Origin of the sequence: Terribacillus sp. AE2B 122 (assembly GCF_902497585.1) — a bacterium.
Lineage (GTDB): Bacteria > Bacillota > Bacilli > Bacillales > Amphibacillaceae > Terribacillus > Terribacillus saccharophilus_A.
The window spans coordinates 599,261-618,691 of the sequence record NZ_LR700942.1; the positions used below are offsets into that span (position 1 = coordinate 599,261).

Annotated in this window: 16 protein-coding genes and 2 pseudogenes; 11 read left to right on the plus strand and 7 right to left on the minus strand. The window is 41.3% G+C overall.

The window, feature by feature from the left end:
- The 5 genes from msrA to AE2B122_RS03170 all read left to right on the plus strand — a co-directional run.
- Positions 1-928 (plus strand): peptide-methionine (S)-S-oxide reductase MsrA (msrA, locus tag AE2B122_RS03150; protein ID WP_175073289.1); only part of this gene is annotated, 928 nt, incomplete at its 5' end.
- Between the two features lie 76 nt (positions 929-1,004).
- Positions 1,005-1,763 carry a TerC family protein gene (locus tag AE2B122_RS03155; RefSeq protein ID WP_175073059.1) on the plus strand — a complete coding sequence of 253 codons (759 nt, stop codon included), beginning with the start codon at positions 1,005-1,007 and terminating at the stop codon, positions 1,761-1,763.
- A gap of 5 nt (positions 1,764-1,768) precedes the next feature.
- Complete coding sequence (locus tag AE2B122_RS03160; RefSeq protein WP_175073060.1) at positions 1,769-2,839, plus strand: AbrB family transcriptional regulator; 1,071 nt, start codon at positions 1,769-1,771, stop codon at positions 2,837-2,839.
- Positions 2,839-3,042: a DUF6501 family protein gene (locus AE2B122_RS03165; RefSeq protein ID WP_095217854.1), complete on the plus strand. Its 204-nt coding sequence runs from the start codon at positions 2,839-2,841 to the stop codon at positions 3,040-3,042. Before AE2B122_RS03160 ends, AE2B122_RS03165 begins: the two co-directional genes overlap by 1 nt.
- A 131-nt stretch (positions 3,043-3,173) precedes the next feature.
- A complete protein-coding gene (locus tag AE2B122_RS03170) occupies positions 3,174-3,725 on the plus strand; it encodes a histidine phosphatase family protein (protein ID WP_095217853.1) in 552 nt (183 codons plus the stop codon).
- Here the strand turns inward: AE2B122_RS03170 and AE2B122_RS03175 are convergent.
- Complete coding sequence (locus tag AE2B122_RS03175) at positions 3,722-4,909, minus strand: M14 family metallocarboxypeptidase (RefSeq protein WP_175073061.1); 1,188 nt, start codon at positions 4,907-4,909, stop codon at positions 3,722-3,724. The genes AE2B122_RS03170 and AE2B122_RS03175 overlap by 4 nt on opposite strands.
- 232 nt (positions 4,910-5,141) lie before the next feature.
- On the opposite strand from AE2B122_RS03175, the gene AE2B122_RS03180 reads away from it, so the two are divergent.
- Positions 5,142-5,381, plus strand: a complete 240-nt coding sequence (locus AE2B122_RS03180) for a ferredoxin family protein (RefSeq protein ID WP_095218085.1) — start codon at positions 5,142-5,144, stop codon at positions 5,379-5,381.
- A gap of 88 nt (positions 5,382-5,469) precedes the next feature.
- Positions 5,470-6,981, plus strand: a complete 1,512-nt coding sequence (locus tag AE2B122_RS03185) for an FAD-dependent oxidoreductase (protein WP_175073062.1) — start codon at positions 5,470-5,472, stop codon at positions 6,979-6,981.
- A gap of 36 nt (positions 6,982-7,017) precedes the next feature.
- Here the strand turns inward: AE2B122_RS03185 and AE2B122_RS03190 are convergent, their stop codons facing one another.
- A complete protein-coding gene (locus AE2B122_RS03190) occupies positions 7,018-7,290 on the minus strand; it encodes an acylphosphatase (RefSeq protein WP_095217850.1) in 273 nt (90 codons plus the stop codon).
- Positions 7,291-7,405: 115 nt separating this feature from the next.
- Between AE2B122_RS03190 and AE2B122_RS03195 the strand changes: the two genes are divergently transcribed.
- From AE2B122_RS03195 to AE2B122_RS03210, 4 genes are all read left to right on the plus strand, one after another.
- Positions 7,406-8,923: an FAD-dependent oxidoreductase gene (locus AE2B122_RS03195; RefSeq protein WP_175073063.1), complete on the plus strand. Its 1,518-nt coding sequence runs from the start codon at positions 7,406-7,408 to the stop codon at positions 8,921-8,923.
- 120 nt (positions 8,924-9,043) lie between these two features.
- On the plus strand, positions 9,044-10,192 hold the full coding sequence (locus AE2B122_RS03200) for an NAD-dependent epimerase/dehydratase family protein (protein WP_175073064.1): 1,149 nt from the start codon (positions 9,044-9,046) through the stop codon (positions 10,190-10,192).
- 9 nt (positions 10,193-10,201) lie between these two features.
- Positions 10,202-11,356, plus strand: a complete 1,155-nt coding sequence (locus AE2B122_RS03205; protein WP_175073065.1) for a glycosyltransferase family 1 protein — start codon at positions 10,202-10,204, stop codon at positions 11,354-11,356.
- A 202-nt stretch (positions 11,357-11,558) separates the two neighbouring features.
- Positions 11,559-12,530, plus strand: a complete 972-nt coding sequence (locus AE2B122_RS03210; protein ID WP_175073066.1) for an NAD(P)H-quinone oxidoreductase — start codon at positions 11,559-11,561, stop codon at positions 12,528-12,530.
- 501 nt (positions 12,531-13,031) lie between these two features.
- On the opposite strand, the gene AE2B122_RS03215 is transcribed toward AE2B122_RS03210, so the two are convergent.
- From AE2B122_RS03215 to AE2B122_RS03235, 5 genes and pseudogenes are all read right to left on the minus strand, one after another.
- The gene (locus AE2B122_RS03215; protein ID WP_175073067.1) at positions 13,032-13,664 is read right to left on the minus strand and encodes a type 1 glutamine amidotransferase family protein; all 633 of its coding nucleotides are present in this window, start codon (positions 13,662-13,664) and stop codon (positions 13,032-13,034) included.
- 75 nt (positions 13,665-13,739) lie between these two features.
- Positions 13,740-14,701, minus strand: a pseudogene (locus AE2B122_RS03220) (helix-turn-helix transcriptional regulator).
- Between the two features lie 63 nt (positions 14,702-14,764).
- Positions 14,765-15,111 (minus strand): annotated as a pseudogene (locus tag AE2B122_RS03225) (helix-turn-helix domain-containing protein); the annotation flags it as partial.
- A gap of 248 nt (positions 15,112-15,359) precedes the next feature.
- The gene (locus AE2B122_RS03230) at positions 15,360-16,568 is read right to left on the minus strand and encodes an exo-beta-N-acetylmuramidase NamZ domain-containing protein (protein ID WP_371809497.1); all 1,209 of its coding nucleotides are present in this window, start codon (positions 16,566-16,568) and stop codon (positions 15,360-15,362) included.
- A 58-nt stretch (positions 16,569-16,626) separates the two neighbouring features.
- Positions 16,627-18,546, minus strand: a complete 1,920-nt coding sequence (locus AE2B122_RS03235) for a glycoside hydrolase family 3 protein (RefSeq protein WP_175073068.1) — start codon at positions 18,544-18,546, stop codon at positions 16,627-16,629.
- Positions 18,547-19,431 lie beyond the last annotated feature (885 nt).

Consider the following 19,431-nt stretch of genomic DNA (forward strand, 5'->3'; position numbering starts at 1 on the left):
AGGAGGCTGTTTCTGGTGCATGGTCGAACCATTTACGGAGCGCCCTGGGATCGAAGCAGTAGTTTCCGGTTACACAGGCGGCGACAAACCAAATCCCACATACGAGGAAGTGTGCTCGAACACAACTGGTCATGTCGAGGCCGTTCAGATTACTTTCGATCCAGATGTTTTCTCTTATGAGAAACTGGTGGAAACGTTTTGGCAGCAGATCGACCCGACAGATGCTGGCGGTCAGTTCCACGACCGTGGCGAATCTTACAAAACTGCGATCTTTTACCATGATGAACAGCAGCGGCAAGTGGCAGAGGCATCCAAAGCGAAGCTGCAGGAGAGCGGACGTTTCCAGAAGGATATCGTGACCCCGATCCTGCCTGCCAAGCCGTTTTATCCGGCAGAAGAGAAACACCAGGATTATTACAAGAAGAATAAGTACCATTATAAGATGTACAAGCGTGGTTCCGGTCGGGAGGATTTCATCAAGAAGAACTGGGCTCCTAAAAAGGACAAAGCGAAGCTGAGAGAAACATTGACTCCGATCCAGTATCACGTTACGCAGGAGAATGGAACAGAACGTCCTTTCGAGAACGAGTATTGGAACAATACCAAGGAAGGAATCTACGTGGATGTCGTATCCGGCAAAGCATTGTTTTCTTCCAAGGACCAATATGACGCTGGCTGTGGTTGGCCAAGCTTTACTAGACCGCTTGATTCATACGAAGTGAAGGAGAATATGGATCTTTCACACGGAATGGTTCGGACGGAGGTAAGATCGGCTGAGAGTGATTCCCATCTCGGTCATGTTTTCGATGACGGTCCGAAAGCGACAGGCGGATTGCGGTACTGCATGAACTCTGCAGCAATGAAATTCATTTCTGTCACCGATATGGAAAAAGAAGGTTATGGAGAGTATTTGTATCTCTTCAAGTAAATAAATACAGTAACAACAATGCTCTTGTTCGCTACACAATGGAACAAGAGCATTGTTTTGGACAAGGGGTAGGAGAATGGATTCTTCATTATTAATTGAATATGGCTGGATTTTGCTAGTCCTGATTGGACTGGAAGGATTACTAGCAGCCGATAATGCGCTTGTAATGGCGCTTATCGTAAAACATCTGCCTGCTGAACAGCAGCGCAAAGCTCTATTGTACGGTCTTGGAGGGGCGTTCATCTTCCGTTTCGCTTCCTTGTTCTTTGTCAGCTTCTTAGTGAACATTTGGCAAATCCAGGCTTTAGGTGCTCTTTATCTACTTTATATTTGTGTATCGAACCTTATTAAACTGAAGAAAAACAGCGGCGAGGAAGATGGCGAAAGTCCGTTCAGCAAGAAAAACTCCGGATTCTGGATGACAGTATTAAAAGTCGAATTAGCGGATATCGCTTTTGCGGTGGATTCTATTCTTACTGCAGTAGCACTTGCAGCTTCCCTATCAGCTACACCACTTCCTCATATTGGTGGAATGGATGGCGGTCAATTCCTTGTTGTATTAGCAGGCGGCATGATAGGCCTAATTCTAATCAGAATTGCGGCTTCTTATATCGTAAAAATCCTGGACAAGCGTCCTGGCCTTGAGGCAGCTGCATATCTAATCATCGGCTGGGTAGCAATCAAATTGGCTATCCACACATTGGCGCACCCTGCATTAGAGATCATTTCAGAACAATTCCCTGAATCTACGGGCTGGAATGCTACATTCTGGATTGTGATGGCTGTTATTGCCATTACCGGCTGGTTCTATAAACCTAAAAGCGAAAGAGCCTGACTTTGATGGGGGAAAACGGTCAATTACGTTCCATCGTAAAGTCTTATCTGATTGCCTTGATAGGCAGCGGCCTTTTCACTTTGCTGCATTTGCCGCTTCCTTGGATACTTGGTCCGGTAACGGGCCTTTTGCTTTCCAAAATCTTCTGGAATAACCGGACAGCTGCATCACAGCCGCTTCGTAAAGTGAGCTATTGGCTGCTTGGTATCCAGATTGGTAACACATTTACGGTGCATACATTCCATAATGTACAGCCTTATCTTTTGATCTATACACTTTTGACATTACTATTGATTGCAATTTGCATGGTCAATGCTTATATGGTGAGTAAATGGGTGAACGTGGATATGAAAACAAGCATGCTCGGCAGTATACCTGGCGGTTTGTCTGCTGTAACGGCACTGAGCGAGTCCATGAAGGCAAATACCGGCCTTGTGACCATATTCCAGACAATTCGTCTTGTCAGCATTCTATTCATCATTCCGTTTGCCGCTACGCATCTGTTCATGGATGCAGGGAGTCAAGGACCAGTACAGCTGCCACAGACAGAGCAAGGAGCTTGGTGGACAATCGGGTTATATGTCATCATGTACATAATCGCTCGTCTGACAAACAGAGTCATTCCATCATCGCTTGTTATCGTCCCGATGCTGCTTACAGCAATACTGCAAGTAAGCGGGATGCATTTGTATCAGTTTCCGCATCTGTTTTTTGTCGCGGCACAGTTGACAATCGGCGTCTACTTAGGTCATTCTATTTCTATAAGAGATTTAAAAAAAGCTGGCAGACTTTGTCTCTATTATACTGGTCTGTCTATACTACTTATTTTACTTTGCTTTGGACTAGGGCTTTTGTTCAGTAAGTTAACATCATTGAACATGGCTACCTCCGTGCTAAGCATGGCACCAGGAGGACTAGTTGAAATGGCGCTCACAGCACAGACAACTGGCGGAGACCCATCTATTGTCAGTTCTTTGCAGACGATCAGGCTACTTCTGGTCGTACTTATATTGCCGCTTCTGCTGCAATGGACGCTACCGAAGCTTGAGAAACATCAACGAAAGGAAGAAACGTAATGATCCATAAAAACTGGCAAGATACAGAAACAATCAAACAAGTGGAATGCATCCACACTAACGCAAAAAAATATGTTGTTAATACAACTCTGACACCAGGAAAGATCTACGATGTTAAAAATGAAACAGAAGAATTCATCTTCATCATCGACAACACGAACCGCGTTGGAGCTTTCAGGAAAGATTATTTCAAGGAAGTGTAATAAATTGACAGAGTAAAGGCTAACCTAGTAGAGGTTAGCCTTTTTTTGTTGGCTAGTTTTTTCCTATGCTTGTAATTGTCTAATGGTTAACCGATAATAAGGCTAAGCATAGCTAGAAGGAGATGGGGCTTGTGAAAAGGATTATTCTTGTTCGTCATTGCAATGCACAAGGACAGCATAAAGACTCGCCGCTAACGTATGAAGGAATCAATGAAGCCCGATTGCTTGCTGCTTTTCTAAAAAGGTTGGATTATCCAATTCAACGCATCCTCTCCAGTCCCTTCTTCCGGGCCGTCGAGACAATTAAACCTTTCGCCGATGCAGCAGATGTACCAATAGAGCTAGACCGGCGGTTGCAGGAGCGCATATTGAGCGAAGAACCTGTTGACGATTGGCTGGAAGTATTGGAAGAGTCGTTCGCTGACTTTGATATGCGGCTGCCTGGCGGTGAATCATCAAATGATGCCAGAGTCAGGGTACGTGCCCTGCTCGATGAACTGGAAGCAGAAGACAAACTGGAAAATGTAGTTCTAGTCACACATGGAAATCTTCTGGCAATCCTTATGAAGGAATTCCAGACTGATATAGGTTTTTCCCATTGGAAAGGTTTTTCTAATCCGGATGTATTTCTCGTGCAGCGCACTGGTGGCAGTTATATGGTCGAACGTATCTGGAATGCTTAAATAGTATCACTTGCGAGTATGACCATTAAAATGGTACACAGCTTTTCATAAATTGTATCAACTTGTTCAAGGGGCAAGGGATTTTGTCCTTTGCCCAGTTCAATCGTAAAGCCAGATCGCTGATAGGAACCAATGAACCAATCCTTGAATCCCGCATAATTATCAAGTTCCTTAACAGCTCTGTATCCGCTGATATGCTCCATTTGAGTCACTAAATCTTCCGTTGAAGGCGGCTCTTTTTCCTCAAAGCTCCAATAGATTTCCTCTCCTTGCGTATGCAGCGCCACAACAGAATCAAAATCTTCTGATACAACGAGCTCATACATACCGATTGATTCCGCTTCTGTCAAAGGCGTAAGGCCCGGAAAGTCGCGAGGTCCAGGCAATTTCGGTTTCCTCAGCTGCTCATATTCCCACTTGGCGGGATATTGTTTATTCAAATCCACACCTGCTATGTTTGCCTTCCACCCTTGAAAGTCATAAGAACCTTCGTTTAGGAAGTGGACAAGTTCTTCATAATCATACGCAGCCTTACTTCCGTGAATAACAAGATCAACACCATCCGGGTTAACCATTGGTACAATAGAGAGCGTCACATCACGATATAATTTGCTTGCAGGGTGCCCGAAAATCTTTTTGTCATGGGTGACTGCAAGCAAGTACTCATTTACGAACCGCATAAGAGCCAAAGAAGTGATCCATTCATTGCCGTGGAAACTCGCATTTATATGAATCTTTTTCTTTCCTTTGCCAATTTGGAGTTCCGTTACTGGTTTTCCCAGTATCGATTTGTATACTGTACGCATACGAAAAAATGGAAAAAGCTGATGAAGCGCTCTTATATCGTGAAGGCAAGTGGCATAATCATAGTGCTGACGGAAGCAAGTTACTGGATAGGTCACCCGCTGGGGGAGTACGAGCTCAGCACCTGCTGGGAAATAGGATGCGTTATACAATAGATGAACTAGTCGAAGCGGAAGCTTATAAGCAGATGCAAACACAGAATCTGTCATCTCCTTATCGAGTGTAACTGACTTGGGAGCATAGCCAGGGACCTGAATAGGGTGCTGTGATTTTACATGCGTGGAAAGAAACGGATTTGCAGCGAACAGGACATACGTCGGGAGGTGGAATAGTGTTGCCACCGTGCTTAACTGACAGCTTTCCTGTAGTGTTATTTCCATCTGAATCGCCTCCTTTGCTACAGTGTATGTCAAGTATGAAGTATTTAGGCAGAACGGGCAAGCTGTCAAATATTGAGTACGCCCGTTGTTATTATCGAATATTGTTGTTATAATTTGAATCGATAGGGTATAAATACATATAGTTCGTTGTATTTTGCGAAGTCGCAGTATACCTGGATAAAAACCGCGTCGAATGATCGGTTCATTTATAGTAGTAGAGGAGGCTGTACACATGGCTTTTGTCATTACTTCTCCATGTGAAGTGGAGAAAGCCGGCGAATGTATGGAAGTTTGCCCGGTTGACTGTATCGCGGAAGGCAAAGATATGTTCTATATCGATCCTGACATCTGCATCGATTGTGGTGCATGTGAAGCGGTATGCCCAGTTGAAGCGATCTTCATGGAAGATGAAGTTCCAGCGGAAGAAAGTAAGTATATTGAAATCAACCGCAAGTTCTTCCAGGAAAACTAAGCAAATCCACTGCCAAGAGGCAGTGGATTTTTTTGTTTATCTTTTCCTCAAATAGGTTAAGTGTAACAAAAAAAGGAGTTGTCGCTATATGTCGACTGGCAAGCATGAATCTTATTGGATTGAAACAAGCGCGTTTCAGAACTACGAGAAGCTGCAAGAGGATACGGAAACAGAGGTATGCGTAGTCGGCGGTGGCATCGCAGGAATCACGACTGCTTATTTACTTACAAAAAAGGGCTACAAAGTCACTTTAATTGAAGCCTTGAAACTTGGCCATGGAACAACTGGTTATACAACCGCCAAACTGACAGCTCAGCATGACTTGATCTATGATCAGCTTATCAGCAAGTTTGGAGAAGAAACTGCCAGGATCCATTATGAAGCAGCAATGGAAACAATCGACTTCGTAAGGGAAACAGAAAAGGAATTGCAAGCAGACTTTCAATTGAGTGTAGAGCCAGCTTACGTCTTCACTGATGAAGAAAAAAATGTCCGCCAAATTGAGAAGGAATGGAACGCATATAAGAAGCTCGGAATACCAGGAGCTTTAGAAGATGAAATGCCGCTTCCTGTTTCCGTACAAAAGGCAGTAAGGATGGAAAATCAGGCGCAATTCCATCCGCTTCGTTTCCTTCAAGCAATGACAGCGTACATCAGCTCCCACGGAGGCCGTATCTACGAAGACACTCGTGCAGAGACGATTGAAGAAGGTGAACTAGCTACTGTTAAGCTGAAGGATGGCGGGAGTGTAACAGCCAAGCATGTGGTAATAGCTACTCACTTCCCATTTTATGATTTCAAAGGAGCTTACTTTGCACGTTTGGATTTTGCACGATCTTATATTGTTGCAGGTAAAAGTCCACTTGCTTATCCAGGCGGCATGTATATCTCTATTGATAGCCCGTCCAGATCTGTGCGAAGTGCCCAGGATGAAAATGGAGATACAATTTGGCTGATAGGCGGTGAGGGACATCGCACTGGTAAAGGGAGCAGCATGAAGGAGCATTATAGCAATCTTCGTAGTTGGGGACACTCTGAATTTGATATAGGTGAGTATGAGTATAATTGGTCCTCTGAGGACTTTATGAGCTTGGATCAGCTTTTCTATATCGGTCGTATAACAAAACGAACACAAAATCTGTATGTTGCAACCGCCTTCCGTAAATGGGGAATGTCCGGGGGGATTACAGCAGCGAAGGAAATCACTTCCTTGATTGAAAAAGGCAAGAGCTTGTACAACGATATCTATGATCCAGCGCGGCAGGACGCGTTAAAAGGAATCGGCTCACTAGCTAAAAACATGGTTGAAGTAGGTAAGGAGCTCGTGTCTGGTAAGCTCGAGAAAACAGAGAAGACCATTGAAGAGCTGGATCGTGGAGAAGCAGGGAAAATCCGGCAGAGCGGAAGGCTTATAGGTATTTATAAAGATAACGAAGGTACTGTCCATAAAGTAGACACCACATGTACCCATATGGGGTGTGAAGTGCACTGGAATGATGCGGAAACGACATGGGATTGTCCTTGCCATGGCTCCCGCTTCAGAGCAAGCGGCGAAGTCATTGAAGGACCAGCAGTAAAAGACTTGAAAAAAGTAGATTGAAAGAAACGCTCGGCATAATAGCCGGGCGTTTTTAGGTTATCTTACTTCAAAACGTTTGAAGCCTTGTTGTTTTTCTAAGTATTTCAAATCTACTTGTTTCACTTTTACAAAAGTATTCGGACCTTTGCGGATCTGCTGGATGAATTGTTCCACTCGGTCTGGATCTCCCTCAGCATCAACTCGAACAGTACCATCTGCTTCGTTACGGACAAAACCTACTAATTCAAGATTTCGGGCTATTTCTGCAGCAGAAAGCCGAAAACCGACACCTTGAACCTTTCCGCCGACTATCATCTGTACACATTTCATCTCTATACCGCCTCCTTGCAGAAAGTCTTCCCTGATAGCGTATACAAAAAACGTCTGATTAACACATCATTTCTTTGGCAAAAATGGTGCTATTACAACAGATGGAGTGATAATCATGACACATAATAAAAGCTATTGGCGGGAGAAGACGGAGATTCCCCAATTTGAACCACTCCGTTACGACACAGAAAGTGACATCGTCATTGTTGGAGGTGGTATTACCGGTGTTGTCACAGGCTATATGCTTGCCAAGGAAGGTCGGCAGGTTACCATACTGGAAGCAGACAGTCTCTATAGCGGAACAACTGGCTATACGACAGCAAAGCTAACTGCACAGCATGGAATCATTTATGATGAATATATCCAGCATTTTAATACCGATACAGCTAAAACACATTATGAAGCTTGCATGAATGCGATCGAATTTGTCAAAGAGTCAACAAAGGACCATAACATTGACTGTCATTTAGCGGAACAGGACGCTTATATCTATACTAAGGAAAAGCAGAACATCAATAAGCTGGAGAAAGAATACGAAGCATATCAGAAGCTCGGAATCCAAGGAGAACTAACTGATTCGATTCCACTTGGCTTTGACATAGAGAAAGCATTGACTATGAAGGGACAGTATCAATATCATCCGCTGAAATTTCTTAATGGCCTGCTGCAAGTGTTTCTGGATAATGGAGGTAAGGTATATACAGATACTCCAGTCGACACTATTGAAGAAGGACAAGACCCCGTCGTCGTTACTAAGAGCGGATTGAAGCTAAACTGTAAAAAGGTAGTCGTTGCTTCTCATTTTCCATTCTACGATGGTAAAGGCTTGTACTTTGCCAGATTGTATCAAGATAGATCTTACGTAGTAGCTGCTAAGCCAAAAACGGCTTATCCAGGCGGCATGTATATCAATGCAGATACACCTTCCCGGTCTATACGCAGCATTGAAACAGAAGAACACGGCACCTTGCTTCTCATAGGCGGGGAATCCCACCGTACAGGCGAAGGTCATCCGGAAGAAACATACTATAAGGAACTAACGGACTTTGCTGCGTATATGGGTACCGAGACTCCTATCTATATGTGGTCCGCACAAGATATTGTCACACTAGATAATCTTCCTTATATAGGACATATCAGCAAAGGCAACGATAATATCTTCGTCGCAACAGGATATCGCAAATGGGGAATGACAAGCGGTATCGTTGCCGGATTGGAAATCACGTCGCTTATTACAGCAGGTACCAGCCGTTACAAAAATATTTATCAGCCATCGAGGTTTCAGGCTGACCCGGATTTGGGTAGTGTAACTAAGAATGTTATGGAAGTGGCGAAGGAATTTGTGATAGGTAAACTGGAACAGCCTTATGAGTATGTCCCTAACCTGAAGCGGGGCGAAGCGACCAAAGTACGGTTTAATGGCCTTCTGCTAGGTGTCTATAAGGACGAAAGTGGAGAAATTCACCAAGTCGATACAACTTGTACCCATATGAAATGCGAAGTCAATTGGAATAGTGCTGAATCCAGCTGGGATTGTCCTTGTCACGGATCACGTTTTTCTGGAACAGGAGAAGTTCTCGAAGGTCCAGCGAAAAAACCACTAAAAAAATTGGACCGTGGGCTAAACAGTTAACAACTTGTTTACAAATTCTCAAATCTTCCTTAACACCATATTGTTTTTCATTGCAGCATCGTTAGCATATAATTGTTAACGAACGTACCAAGAAATGTTGATGTCACAGGAGGATGAGTCATGAAAATTGTTGTAGCTGGTGGAGATGGTTTCTGTGGATGGCCGACAGCGCTTTATCTGTCCAAGCAAGGTCATGAAGTAGCAATCGTCGATAACTTAGTAAGACGTAAGTATGATGAAGAATTACGATCCAATTCCGTAACACCAATCTATTCCTTGGAAGAGCGGGTCGCGAAGTGGAAAGAGAAGACTGGCAAGGAAATCAAGACATACATAGGCGACTTAAATCATTATGATTTTCTAGCGGAAGTATTCCGTCAGACACAGCCTGACGCATTCGTTCACTTTGCGGAACAGCGGTCAGCTCCGTACAGCATGATCGATCGTGAGCATGCTGTCTATACGCAGCAGAATAATGTGATCGGCAACTTGAATGTACTTTATGCAATCAAGGAATTCGCTCCATCTTGTCATCTGATCAAGCTTGGTACGATGGGAGAGTACGGTACCCCTAATATCGATATTGAAGAAGGCTATATTGAAATCGAACATAAAGGCAGGAAGGATAAACTGCCATTCCCGAAACAGCCGGGATCTTTCTATCACTTATCCAAAGTGCATGACAGTCATAACATCATGCTTGCTTGTAGAATCTGGGGCATTCGTGCAACAGATTTGAACCAAGGTGTCGTATATGGTCTTCACACAGAAGAAACAAAACTCGATCCGGTTCTAGCAAACCGATTTGATTATGACGGTGTCTTCGGTACAGCATTGAATAGATTCCTCATTCAGTCTGCTACCGGCCATGACATCACTGTTTACGGCAGCGGCGGTCAGACACGAGGCTTCTTGAATATTACCGATACGATCCGCTGTGTGGAAATCGCTACAGAGAATCCAGCAGATGCAGGGGAATTCCGTGTATTCAACCAATTCACGGAGAGCTTCTCTGTGAAGGAGCTTGCTGAGAAGGTGCAGAAAGTCAGCCGGGAGAAAGGTCTTGATCCAGAGATCAAATCTATCGAAAATCCGAGGGTGGAAGCAGAGGATCATTACTATAACGCGGTAAATACAAAGCTGCGTGATCTTGGTCTCGAGCCTAATCTGCTTACTGACGATGTGCTACGCGAGATTTTGGAGACGGCTCTTGAACATAAAGATCGCGTCATTAAAGAAAATGTGCTTCCTACGGTTACGTGGAAATAGGAGTACACTTTGAAAATCGTCATTATCACCGAGACATTTCTGCCATCGACTGACGGTGTCGTCACCCGGCTCACCGAAGCGATTAAGTACCTGCGCAGCCAGAAGCATGAAGTCGTCGTCATTGCTCCGGATTTAGGTGTAACTGAATATGAAGGTGCGCTTGTGGAAGGGGTTGGGACAGTAACAATGCCATTTTACCGTTCCAAGAAATTCTCCATGCCGACAAGACGTATTAAAACTCTGCTGGAGAAGCACAAGCCGGATCTCGTGCATGTAGCGAATCCGGCCTTAGTCGGAGTAGCAGGAATCCATTATGCACATAAGAAAGGACTGCCGCTTTTGGCATCCTATCATACGCATGTACCGAAATACCTTGATTACTACAAGCTTTATAAACCTTTGAAACCATTATTCTGGTGGCATTTCCGAAGGCTGCATAATACAGCTGACATCAATCTGTGTACGTCTGCTGCTATAAAGCAAGAGCTTGATGCGCATGGCTTTGAGCGAATGCATGTGTTGCGCAGAGGTGTCGATGTAGAGAAGCGTCATCCGGGTTTTTATTCAGAAAGAATGCGTGAGCGGCTTTTGCAAGGAGACCATAGTAAGAAACTGCTCATCTTTGTCGGCAGACTGGCAATTGAGAAGGAAATCCATAAGATTCGTCCTTTATTGGATGAACGGGATGACTTAGCATTAGCTATTATCGGAGACGGTCCAGCACGTAAAGAATTGGAGAAGATATTTGCGGGGACAAACACGCTATTTACAGGCTTTCTTCATGGAGAAGAGCTATCCCAGGCGTTTGCTTCTGCTGATGCTTTTCTGTTTCCGTCTATTACCGAGACACTAGGTCTAGTCATACTAGAAGCAATGGCTTCCGGAATTCCTGTCATTGCTGCTAAAAGCGGACCGACATTGGAACAAATCGAGGAAGGTAAGACAGGGTTCCTCTTTGAGAATGAAGATGTAGCGAGTATGAGTAAAGCGGTTGGTAAACTTGATAATCAAGATTTAACAGCTAAAATGAAACAGAATGTACGAATTGAAGCTGAGAAGCATTCCTGGACGAATGCTTCTAGTGAATTATTCGATTACTATTTAGAGACTATTCAAGCAAGATCCCCCGTATATCAAGCAGTGCAAAACCCGAGCTCCAGATAACGGAGCCGGGTTTTTGCATGTTTAAGCTTTTTATCATATGGTTAACAATAAGAAAAAGCACACGAAATGAGGTGCAGCAGCATGAAATTCTTCAAAGGACTGCTAATCGGGATCTTGTTAGCTATACCATTCTGGATAGTGCTGATTTATTTACTTTTCTTCCGTAAAGGTTGAGAATGAAGAGTGAAAGGGAGTAATAACTATGAAAGCAATCACATTACAAGGTTTCGGCGGCACAGAGAAACTAAAACTGGAAGAAGCCGATAAACCCAAAATAAAACCAGACGAAATTCTTGTCTCCGTAAAGGCTTCAGCAATTAACCGTGCAGATATAGAAAAAAGAAAAGGAAATTACCCTTCAAGTGAATTTGATCCAATTTTAGGATTGGAAATTGCTGGTGTTGTGGAAGAAGCAGGAGAGGAAGCATACGGATGGGAAAAGGGAGAACGTATATTCGGACTCATTCCATCCGGCGGCTACGCAGAATACGCTGTACTTAACAGCAAGCTTGCAATGCCCATTCCGGAGCATTTGAGCTACGAAGAGGCAGCGGCGGTGCCAGAAGTGTTTATGACAGCTTATCAGACGCTACATTGGCTCGGTGAGCTTAAACAAGGTGAAACTGTCTTAATTCATGCTGGTGCTAGCGGCGTCGGAACAGCTGCCATTCAATTAGCTAAACAAGCAGGTGCAACAGTTGCAGTTACAGCCGGATCTAAAGAAAAGCTTGATTTCTGCAAAGAACTAGGCGCTGACATCACCATTAACTATAAAGAAGAAGATTTTGCTGAAAAACTTGCCGATACAGGTGCTGATGTTATATTGGATTTCATTGGAGCAACATACTGGGATCAGAATATAAAAACGCTCAAAACAGACGGCAGATTGATCTTAATTGGTTTCCTAGGTGGTACAAAGCTTGAAAATGCGAATATCACGCCATTACTTGCAAAACGCTTACATGTAAAAGGAACATTATTAAGTACAAGAAGCATTGATTACAAAGCCAGATTAACAGCTGATCTGATTGATAATGTATTGCCATTATTTGAATCTCAAGCAATCAAACCAATTGTCGACAAAGTATTTCCGTTAGCAGAAGTTGCAGATTCGCATGAGTATATGGAAAGCAACAAGAATACAGGCAAAATTGTATTACATGTAGCAGATTGATAAAAAAATCAGATTGTGCAGTAAACTCGTTGCGCAGTCTGATTTTTTATTTTGTCTCACTATCTTAAGAATACTTGGATTATGAGATGTGAAACAGCATTTTTCTATAACTTCCGATAATATATATTATGTAAACTAATTTATTTAAAATAACGATTACTAATAGTTAACTTACTTCGGCTTACTCCTTCATATCAAATATCAATGATTTGCAGTTGTGGATTCACCTGTACTTATTATAAATTTTCTTTCTCACAGTATTATCGAGCTCTGTTCTTTGATATCCCTTTAATTTCAGCTGTCGATAGCTACTGTGTTTCCAGATGATATTTCTTCACTTGTTCTGGATCAGAACTAATGTTCATCGTTACCTGCGTTAGTTTTATTAAACACTATTGTTCTTACTCCATAAGCATTATATTCAAATACCATGCTTTGACATTGTCTAAAGCATGGTATTTATTTAAACTAATATAAATCTGCTAAGTTGCTTTTTTTAGCTCATCTATTTATTGAATCCATTAACTGGAAGAAGTATTCGGGTTTATGAGTCTTATTTAGGTTATACCATGAATGTAATGCATCTGGTGCAAATACATCTATTTTTTTCAGTACCTCCATTGCAAATTCCAGAGGAGCTATTCCTGATGCAGTAACTAAATTCGCATCAGATACCGCAGATTCTAACTTATAGAACTTTTCTCCTTTATAGTTAGGACATACCATTTTAGTATATTCTAAGTTATTACTTGTATGCTTTCTAGTATCTAAGTATCCCATATTCGCAAGGCCTTCAGTTGCACCACAAATTGCAGCAACAATAGTGCCAAGCTTTAAAGCTTGGCCAATTCTATCCAAGATAGGTTGATGAATTTCTTCACTCCAAGAATTCCCTCCTGGTAAAATTAAAAGATCTGTATTATCAAGAGTACATTCTTCAAGGGAAATATCTGGTTCTATGCTCAGTCCTCCCATAGTAGTAATAATTTCTTTATTAGCTCCTACTGTAATTACTTTTAAAGGTGCTAAATCTTTTTTGAAATATCTTCCTGAGTTTAGTTCAGCAATTAAATATCCATATTCCCAGTCCGACATTGTATTAAATACATATAGAAAAACTTTTTTTGTTTGCATCCAATAACACTCCAATCACAATTGATATAGCCAAATATAACAATACTTCCCTGACATCTAGCGTCAGGGAAGTATTCAAATTTGATGAAATTTTATTAATTCCGACAAAACTTCAATCATTCTTTTCTTAAGGCTGATTGGCTCAATAACTCGAATAGATTTACCGTACGTTAAAAGTAAATAAGGTACATATGTATGTATCATATCTTTCTCAAGAAGAAATACTGCTTGATTTGAAGTCCACTCTTGTAAATAATGTCCTAAAAACCAATGTTGGCTGATATCTGCCAATACACTTTTATCCCCTTTAATAACCAAAGAAATAATCCCTTCTTTATTTTCGATAGTTGGAAGAAGATTTTTCATGAAAAAGTCACGTGCTGAAAAATTTTCTGGCCGGTTAAACTTATTTTCGGTTAGCATTAGATTTTCAATTCGATCTACTCTAAAACTACGGATATCATTCCTAAGATGACAAAATCCAATTACATACCACTTATTATTCCAATAGATAATTCTGTACGGATCGACCAATCTATAATTTAATTGCTTTTCGCCACTTTTACGGTAAAGAATTTTTACTGAGTACCCGTCAGCTACGACCTGCTCCAACTCCTTCAAAAAAGTTTCCATAGAGAGTGAACTTAATCGACTTATTACTTCAAGACTAGTTAAATGTTGGTTTATCTTTGTTTCCTGCTCTTGATTTGAGTAATTGCTTAGTTTTGAAATGGCCCTATTTAGTGCTTCACCTCCATAATATCCGGCTTCTTCTGCAAAAACAGCAGCGTGAAATAGTGAAGTTTGCTCCTCAAAATCAAAAAAAGAGGAGCCTCAATAAAATTGTTCAGTAAAGTGTATCCACCGTTATGTCCTGGTTCTGAAATTATAGGTACGCCACTTGTTGAAATTGTATCAATATAACGATACACAGTCCTTATATTCATCTCTAACTTTTCTGAAATTTGTTTTGCAGTAATTTTTTCACCTGAACGAAGCATCCATAGAATTGCTAACATATTGTCAATTTTAGCCATATAATTCCACCTCTATATGAAATTTATTTTCCATTTTATATTTCCGATTTTTGGTATAACTGATCAACTGTTCTTTTCCGATAGCTTTCTATATAATGAGTCCTAGACACATTTGTAATTTCACAAATTTGATTTACAGTCATATCTCCCTCTTTATAAAGCTTTACTGCACTATTCATTCCTGCATGATTTTTATGGTACTTCTTTAACCGACCTTTAAACTTTCCATCTTTCTTAGCCAGTTCAATCCATTCACGCTGCCGCATACGGATAAGATCACGTTCTAATTGGTTTATACCCGCCATAACCGTAATTAAGAATTGGCTATAGGGATTATCTTCTGATAAATCTAGCCATGTATCGTTTAAGGATTTTAAATTTGCCTTTTTACTCCGTATGTTATCGATTAAATTGTCGCTATTCCGCTGTAAGCAATTCTCTACCTCTCGCCATTTTCATACAGTATCATCTCGTTTCTGTGATTATTCAGTTAATTAGTTCAATTATATATCAATAGAGTGTACAAGTGATCGCTTCCCCATGTTAATACCCCTTGGAGACGTCCGCTTCAGCTGCCTTTTTCAAAGTCGATGGAGAAACAAGTATTTTCCCATACTAAAAAAGGGTGAATCTCAATGATTTCACCCTTTCGAAACAATTACTTATAAATTAAGTACTCTTTTCGAACCTTCTTAAATTCATACAGTTCTTTCTTATATCTTTTCATGATTTCTTCAACGGATGCTCCTTCAAGAATCATTGTTCTGACCCGATCGTTTCCAATCAATTTATCAAAGAAGTTGTTTGAAAGAAATTCGAAATCGTCCGGATACATGTCATGAATTGTTTTAATGATGTAAAGTCCTGTAGTTACCGCATCGAAATCAGCGCGATCTGTTACATAAATTTCAACACCATGGCTGAGTTTTCCAGCGTGTTTTGAAGATGTCGGTGTAAAGGATGCAGCCCTGAATTTCACACCTGGTAGACTAAGTGAGTTCAATTCTGCAGCAAGATTTGTACTGTTGATAAAAGGTGCGCCTATCAGTTCAAATGGCCTGGTTGTTCCCCGCCCTTCTGACAGATTTGTTCCTTCAATTAGACCAGTTGCAGGATAAACAAATGATGTTGATACTGTCGGCATATTTGGTGACGGTAGGACAAATGGAAGTCCAGTATCATCGAAATCCATGGAACGCCTCCAACCTTTCATTTTAACGACTCTCAAATCTGCTCCAATATTAAATTCTTCGTTGAAGAAGGAAGCAAGCTCTCCGACTGTCATTCCGTGCTTTGTTGGAATTGGATACATCCCTATAAAAGAAGAGAACTCAGGCTCAAGTACAGGACCATCAACTGTAAGTCCGCCTTGAGGATTCGGACGGTCAAGCACGACAATTGGAATATTGTTTTCTTTTGCTGCTTCCATGGCATAAGCCATTGTGTAGATGTATGTGTAATAGCGTGTGCCGACGTCCTGAATATCAAAGACAAGCACTTCTACGTTTTTAAGCATTTCAGGTGTTGGTTTTCTTGTTTGTCCGTAGAGACTGTATACAGGTAGTCCTGTTTTTTCGTCAATATAAGATTCAACATATTCCCCTGCCTGAGCATCACCGCGTACGCCATGCTCAGGGCCGAATAAAGCTGTCAGTTCAATATCCGAATCATCATGCAGCAAATCAACAATGCTGTTCAGTTTTGAGTCAATACCGGTCGGATTGGTAATTAAGCCAACTTTTTTGCCTTTTAAAAGTTCTTTCTGATCATCTAAAAGGACCTCAACACCAGGCGTTACTTTATTATCTTTCTTTTTTTTATGGGCAGCAACCTCTTTTTCTGCAGGAAAAGCACTTAGAACAAGCATCAGCATCATAACCAGCAACAATCCCCTTTTCAATGGAACTCCTCCCCTTTAAATCGGATTATTTAAGCAGCTTGCCTGAACGAATATCGAGTCCATAACCATATGGGTAAAGAATTTCTTCAGGTTGATTGACAGATGGAATATCTACTGGTAATTTACCTTTTGGCTTTGATTCACCAAAAATCGTTTTAATACCGGCCGGAATGTTCGGCTGTCTATATGCTCCATTTGAATAGCCTTTAAAACCATAGACCGCAAGCACAGCTTTTGCTTCTTCAAAATTTCCGACATCATAAGGATTGCGCAGACTCATTAACACAAACTTTTTATTCTTTGTTTCAGCATCTTTCATGACAGCTCTTGGAAAAGCCGTTGCCCATTTGCTTGAATCCTGAATACTATCATCAATGACGCCATCATTTACAGCAGGGTCATTTTTCACAACATAGGAACCGGTAATAACATAGTCTGCTTCATCAATCATGGCTGCCACCTCTTCATTGAAAGACTTTTCCGAGAAAGCATAGCCAGTAATTTCAACATCTTTCTTCTTGCCTTTTAATTCATTTATGCTTCTTGTCATCGCTTCTACTTGATCATCAAATGGAGCGAGCACAAGAACATTGTCACCTTTTTTCGGTTTAAAAGGGAGTGTCTTGTCTTCATTTTTCAAAAGAGTAACAGCATCCTCCGCCATGTTCTTTTCTTTCTTCAAATGTTCCTTGTTGCCTACTACTTTTAACGATTTAGCTACTTTTTCTTCAATTGGTGCTTTGGCAGGATCCAAAATACCGCGTTTTTCTTTTAATTTTAGAATTCTCTCAACCGATGCATTTACTTGCTCCATTGGGAGTTCTCCGGATTCGATTGCTTCTAGTACTGCGTTATAAACGGAAGCCAAATTCTTTTCCATTTCCAAAGAGTTTACTTGTGCAGGCATTAACGCAATATCTACACCTGATTTTAAAGCTAATATTACGGCTTCTTCCTGGCCAAAGTTATCTGAAATCGCTTTCATATTAAGAGCATCTGTGACAATGACACCCTCGAACCCCATTTCCTCACGTAGCAAACCTGTCAAAACTTTTTTGGAAAGTGTGGCTGGAACCAAAATCTCCTGACCGTCTTTTTTGCTGATATACGTTGTATCATCAAAAGCAGGAAATTGAACGTGTGCTGTCATAATCATATCTACGCCTTCATCAATTGCATTCTGAAAAGGCAGAAGCTCTACAGCCTGTAATCTATCCTTGTCATGCGTAACAAGCGGCAGACCATAATGACTGTCAGTAGCGGTATCGCCATGTCCGGGAAAATGCTTTGCCGTAGCAGCAACATTCTGGCGTTGCAGTCCTTTTATAGTCTGAATACCTAGCGTTGAGACGAGCTCTGGATTAGAGCTGTATGAACGGACACCGATTACAGGATTTTCAGGATTGTTGTTTACATCCAATGACGGGCCGAAATTTACATTCACACCAAGAGACGATAATTCTTCCCCAATGATTTTTCCAGTTTGATAAGCATATTTTTCACTTCCTGTTGCACCTAACGCCATGTTGCCGGGTAGGTTCGTTCCCGTTTGTAGACGTGTCACGATTCCGCCTTCCTGATCAATGGTGATGAAGAGCGGTAGTTCCGGGCTTGCGTTTTGCAAGCCATCTATCAAACGGACTGTTTGCTCAGTACCCACGACGTTTTCGGCAAATAGGATAACGCCTCCTAAATGATATTTCTGAATGATAGTTCCCACTTCATCATTCATCTCTGTAAAACCAGTTGCTTTGCTTTCCCCTTGCTTTTGCCAGTTGCGAAAGTCCGGCATAAGCATTTGACCCACTTTTTGTTCGACCGACATTCCTTCAACAATTGCCTTCACATCTGTTTCAGCCTTCACATCTGTAGGTTTGATTCCAACTAAAGCTGTAACTGAAAGAACTGCAACCAAAGCGGCCGCTGCCCATTTCTTTTTAAACATATTCCCATCCCCTTATGAATTATTTGATGCTAAAGCTTTGTAAATAGCTATCACTACACTCCGGTAGTTTCCTGTTGTGACAAGATCTCCGTAAATTGGATTGCAGTTTTCAGTAGGATTGACAGGCGTTAGTCAGGACACTTCCCAAGTCAATGATGGTTAGATCGAAAATGAGATACCATTAAGTGTTTGAAAATAGGTTCTGTTTTCCTTTCAGATCCTAGGGTCCTTTGAAGATACCTATTTATATTTTTTGTCTTGGATTTGATAGCTGCAATCGGGAAAAGAGCTTCATTTAAAAGATATTGAGGGGAACATCGCACATTGAAAAAGCGATCGATCAAAGTGAGTAAGCCCGATGGTTTTATCGCCACTCTCTTTTACAAGATTGAGCACTTAAAGGATTTTCTTTATTTTGTAGGAAAAAGAGGTAGCGGACTAGACATCGTCCAGATTTACATTGGCTATTAAGCTTGCAATTTGATACTTAATAGTAAAGCTGTTGTACCTTAATAAATGCGGAGTAATTTCTGTTGGGCATTCGCTATTGTATTTGAAGCACCTATACTACAAAAACGAACGATTTTTCTTTTATTAACCCTGAATATTGGTTCTTATAATTGAGAATTGGGCTATTCTAAAGCTGGGTGCTTTAATCAGCGGGAAGCTTCAAATATAATTGAAAACTCTGAGGAGGGATCGGCAGTAAACGATAGATACTAAAACTAAGTGGTAGTATTTTCTGTTATATTATGACCTCCATATTTATTTTTTTCCCAAGTTTAACATACTCCATTATAAGATGGTTCAATATTAGAATTTCTTTTAAATTCAGGAAAACTTGACTATTACCTATTATATAGGACTGAAGGTCTGCAATTCAGA

Bases quoted from the DNA above. Each gene is read 5' to 3' on its own strand.
- AE2B122_RS03215 (WP_175073067.1), bottom strand. From the start codon at position 13,664: ATGCAAACAAAAAAAGTTTTTCTATATGTATTTAATACAATGTCGGAC.
- AE2B122_RS03185 (WP_175073062.1), top strand. From the start codon at position 5,470: ATGTCGACTGGCAAGCATGAATCTTATTGGATTGAAACAAGCGCGTTT.
- AE2B122_RS03175 (WP_175073061.1), bottom strand. From the start codon at position 4,909: ATGGAAATAACACTACAGGAAAGCTGTCAGTTAAGCACGGTGGCAACA.
- AE2B122_RS03210 (WP_175073066.1), top strand. From the start codon at position 11,559: ATGAAAGCAATCACATTACAAGGTTTCGGCGGCACAGAGAAACTAAAA.
- AE2B122_RS03160 (WP_175073060.1), top strand. From the start codon at position 1,769: ATGGGGGAAAACGGTCAATTACGTTCCATCGTAAAGTCTTATCTGATT.
- AE2B122_RS03155 (WP_175073059.1), top strand. From the start codon at position 1,005: ATGGATTCTTCATTATTAATTGAATATGGCTGGATTTTGCTAGTCCTG.
- AE2B122_RS03180 (WP_095218085.1), top strand. From the start codon at position 5,142: ATGGCTTTTGTCATTACTTCTCCATGTGAAGTGGAGAAAGCCGGCGAA.
- AE2B122_RS03195 (WP_175073063.1), top strand. From the start codon at position 7,406: ATGACACATAATAAAAGCTATTGGCGGGAGAAGACGGAGATTCCCCAA.
- AE2B122_RS03190 (WP_095217850.1), bottom strand. From the start codon at position 7,290: ATGAAATGTGTACAGATGATAGTCGGCGGAAAGGTTCAAGGTGTCGGT.
- AE2B122_RS03165 (WP_095217854.1), top strand. From the start codon at position 2,839: ATGATCCATAAAAACTGGCAAGATACAGAAACAATCAAACAAGTGGAA.
- AE2B122_RS03235 (WP_175073068.1), bottom strand. From the start codon at position 18,546: ATGTTTAAAAAGAAATGGGCAGCGGCCGCTTTGGTTGCAGTTCTTTCA.
- AE2B122_RS03230 (WP_371809497.1), bottom strand. From the start codon at position 16,568: ATGCTTGTTCTAAGTGCTTTTCCTGCAGAAAAAGAGGTTGCTGCCCAT.
- AE2B122_RS03200 (WP_175073064.1), top strand. From the start codon at position 9,044: ATGAAAATTGTTGTAGCTGGTGGAGATGGTTTCTGTGGATGGCCGACA.